Source organism: Bacteroides sp. 51 (assembly GCF_010500965.1).
Classification (GTDB): Bacteria; Bacteroidota; Bacteroidia; order Bacteroidales; family Bacteroidaceae; genus Bacteroides.
Genome location: NZ_QVMI01000066.1, coordinates 1 through 3,512, shown reverse-complemented (window position 1 = coordinate 3,512; position 3,512 = coordinate 1). Strand labels below are relative to the sequence as shown.

3 protein-coding genes are annotated in these 3,512 nt (G+C 36.4%); all 3 read right to left on the bottom strand.

The annotated features are described in order from the left end of the window. Window positions 1-111: 111 nt before the first annotated feature. Genes D0T87_RS23340 through D0T87_RS23330 form a run of 3 tightly spaced genes read right to left on the bottom strand, consistent with a single transcriptional unit; the run spans window position 112 to window position 3,360 of the window. The gene (locus tag D0T87_RS23340) at window positions 112-1,137 is read right to left on the bottom strand and encodes a site-specific integrase (RefSeq protein WP_163178541.1); all 1,026 of its coding nucleotides are present in this window, start codon (window positions 1,135-1,137) and stop codon (window positions 112-114) included. Further along, a complete protein-coding gene (locus D0T87_RS23335) occupies window positions 1,137-2,126 on the bottom strand; it encodes a tyrosine-type recombinase/integrase (protein WP_163178539.1) in 990 nt (329 codons plus the stop codon). The genes D0T87_RS23340 and D0T87_RS23335 overlap by 1 nt, the downstream gene beginning before the upstream one ends. Further along, window positions 2,119-3,360 carry a tyrosine-type recombinase/integrase gene (locus tag D0T87_RS23330; RefSeq protein ID WP_163178537.1) on the bottom strand — a complete coding sequence of 414 codons (1,242 nt, stop codon included), beginning with the start codon at window positions 3,358-3,360 and terminating at the stop codon, window positions 2,119-2,121. Before D0T87_RS23330 ends, D0T87_RS23335 begins: the two co-directional genes overlap by 8 nt. Window positions 3,361-3,512: the final 152 nt, after the last annotated feature.

Here is a 3,512-nt window from a genome sequence, read left to right as displayed (position 1 = left end):
TTTATGATGAGCTTTCTCTTATGTAAAGTGAGCAAGGTCAGATAGCTGACTATTAACAAAATAACCCTGTTACTTAACCTTACCACTTTACATAACAATCGGGATATAGACTTATAAGCCCTTTAACCAGGTTCTTAAATCATTGTCTTTTTCCCACTCGCGATCTTTGACAATATTTGGATTAACTTGAGTGTAAGCTTTCTCGATAGCCTCTCGTTTAGCTTTAGAATCAGCTCTAGCGTAGACCTCTGTGGTAACAGATGACACATGTCCCAAAATATCTCTAATATAGATAAGTGGGACACCTGCTTGGAGAAGATGCATAGCCTTACTATGCCGAAGTGAATGACAACTGATAGTACCAGAAAATAATTCTGGTCTTAGTTGTTTCGCCATGGCAACATACGTATTAAGTATGTAAGCAAGGCCACTCCGAGTCATTTTTTCGTTACGCTTATTTATAAAAAGTGGAATAGACTTGTCTCGGAAATCAAACAAATGATGCTCTTCCATATATCTACGTAAAACTTGACTGTCTTCATCTAATAAAGGAACAATTCGTGCTTTATTCCCCTTGCCGATAAGCTTTACTGTATATGGTTTGGCTTGTATTTGGACAGACTGTATTTGAAGATTAACTATTTCAGATACTCGTGCACCTGTTGCGTACATCAAAGATAAAATTGAAAGATGTCTGCGACCATTCACGGTTGATATATCAGGCTGCTCTAAAAGTAGTTTAATCCCTTCTATTGTAAGATAGCTAGGAGATTGAGAACTACAGCGGACAAATTTGATAGATTTTATCTTTTGCCATTCGTCCATATATTCCAAACTTACATATTGTAAATATGAAACAAAAGAATGTATGGCAGCAAGTCTGTAATTCCTAGTTGAGATACTACATTTACGTATGTCAACCAACCAGTTCAGATAATCAGCCACGATTCTATTCGTAAGATTAAACAATGTCAGTTTTTCTACTGGTATTCCCTTTATCTCTTTCATGTAATCTATGAATTGGATGAAAGCATCCCGATATGAAGCGACAGTATTTTTACTGGCACCACGTTCATTAAGCAAATAGTCGGAGAAGAATCGACTAATATGTTTTGCGAAATCAGTATTTGTTATCATTATTTCATTATGTTTGAATAGATGAAAGCATTATTTGCAGAACTAGCCCCTTCAATTTCCGGATACATTTCTCTCGTCAATCTCACATATCTTTCTGTAGCATGAAGAGAACAATGTCCCAAACATGCAGAAAGGATAGGAAGAGCTGTGTACAAATCCATTCCGGCACGCCACATTTGTTCCAATGAGTGCACGGCAAACGTATGTCGTAAATCATGTACTCTTGGTCCATGATTTCCACCTTTGTATGGAATTTCACATAGTCTGAGTATCTTTTGGAATTCACGGTATACAAGGATAGAAGTCAAAGGTTCTCCATTGGGTTTAAAGAAGAAAAAATGACCTGGTAGAGTTACACCACGAACAGGAAGCTTGTTTCGATTCTTAATATAGTCTTCGAGTACAGATTTTAAACTTTCACAGATGGGAACCAACCTATCATATCCATTCTTAGTCTTACCAAGATAAAGGTAGCCTTCGCAGATGTGAATATCTTCATTTTTTAATGATAGAGCTTCTGTTACACGCATTCCTGTACTATAGAGCATGCGGAGTATTGCTGGCATTGCAAAAAGAGCAGTTTTCATGTTATTGAAATGTAGTTTTTGACAATCGATATAGGTAAATATAGACTGTATCTGTTCATGAGTGAATATGTATGGAATAAAGTCATTCGATGGACATTTAGGAAGCTGCGGAACAAAGCAGTCATAACCATTGTGGCGCATGAAAAGTGTAAGTTCTCTCCAAAGGGAATACTTTGCATACAATGTCCTAGGGCTATTTGTCAGACATGTATAGTGCCAGTTGCTTATGAACTCTTTCGTTATGAAAGGAGATGATAGGCCTACAGAATATGCGTATGCATCAAATTCAGACAATAACCATTGGGTGGTTATGGCTTTTACGCCACCGGACCGCTTCATTTTAAGAAACAAGTTCATTTGCTTAGCAAGGATACTCTTAAACTCTTTTGATTGATTAGACATAAAAAACACCTCCTTTCTGATTGTAAAAATCCTCACTAATAGGTGGTACTGGCAATGCACATTGCAATAGAGACTCCATGTCAATCTTCAAATACGTTGTTGTACTCTGTGTGTTTCTGTGAGCTAAAACTTCTGAAATGACAGGTAATAAAGTTCCTTGTTTCAACAGAGTGGTTGCAAAACTATGTCTCATAGAATGTGCTCCATGATGTCGATGCTCTGTATCAATTCCAGATGCACTGATGATTCCTGAAACTGCATTGTAGACGACATCTGGAGAAATTTTACAGTAAGGTGTCTTGCATTGCAGAAATACATATTCCGATTTGATAATATTCGGTCTTGAGTTTTTAAGATAATCAATGATGGCATTACCTACAATGGGCAATAAAGGCAATTCTTGATATTGACCTGTTTTCTGAGTAATAAACTTGATTAGGTTATTATCCCAATCAAGTTCAGAAAACTTTAAGTTAGCAATATCCGAAGAACGGAGTCCTAACCGGGAAGAAAGTAACAAGATCGCATAATTACGCTTCCCAATCTTTGAAGTGAGATCGGCACAATCTTCAAATTGGATTATTTCCTCAGAAGAATAAAAAGAAAGAACCCGTTCTGGTTTTCTGGTTGGCATCGCTTTCAGGCTTTCCTCAATGTTATCCTCAATAATGCCATTTTTATAAAAATATCGAAACATTACGCGAAGGGACTGACAAATAGAATGTTTACAGCCTTGGCAATTAGATAAATAGTTATAACAATGATAGTCATGTACAGAACGAATAGAACTAATACCTTGCAAAGTAAGGTAGGTCAAGAACCCATGCAGATACCTTCTATAAGCTGCAATTGTGGTTTTAGTGCGTCTACTTTCAACAAGAGAGGAGATGAATTTCTCCATAGCAGTTCCAATCTCTCCATTGAGATTGTAACTCACAGGAGTAATCATCCTAGAACGGACAGAACTTGTCTGAAAAAACTCATTCAGAACAAGGACACTGTGAATTCTTTCCTGTTGCCCTCTCTTGTTGAAGCCACCAACAGATTCACAAGACATAATGTACTGACTCCCTATTTCAAGGGTGTAGTCACTAATGCCTTTCTCATCCATAAATTTTTGAATGCCATTCCTCCAAACTGATTTGTACCGAGCGAGAGAATGCTCCGTATAATGTTTAGTTCGGAAGAATTCAATGCAACTATCAATTAGTTGCTGAATAGGAATTACTTTCATAACTAAAAAATTAAGTTCTGGCATATGCCACACTAAAATAATGTTATGAATTGTATTTATGACAAGTAAAACCATAATTGCTTAAATATCAATATTATAAATGTAGCTATAGAGTCATTCTTTACATAAAGAATAGCACTTCATAAAATATA

Coding starts and splice junctions, on each gene's coding strand:
- D0T87_RS23340 (WP_163178541.1), bottom strand. CDS start 1,137: ATGATAACAAATACTGATTTCGCAAAACATATTAGTCGATTCTTCTCC.
- D0T87_RS23335 (WP_163178539.1), bottom strand. CDS start 2,126: ATGTCTAATCAATCAAAAGAGTTTAAGAGTATCCTTGCTAAGCAAATG.
- D0T87_RS23330 (WP_163178537.1), bottom strand. CDS start 3,360: ATGAAAGTAATTCCTATTCAGCAACTAATTGATAGTTGCATTGAATTC.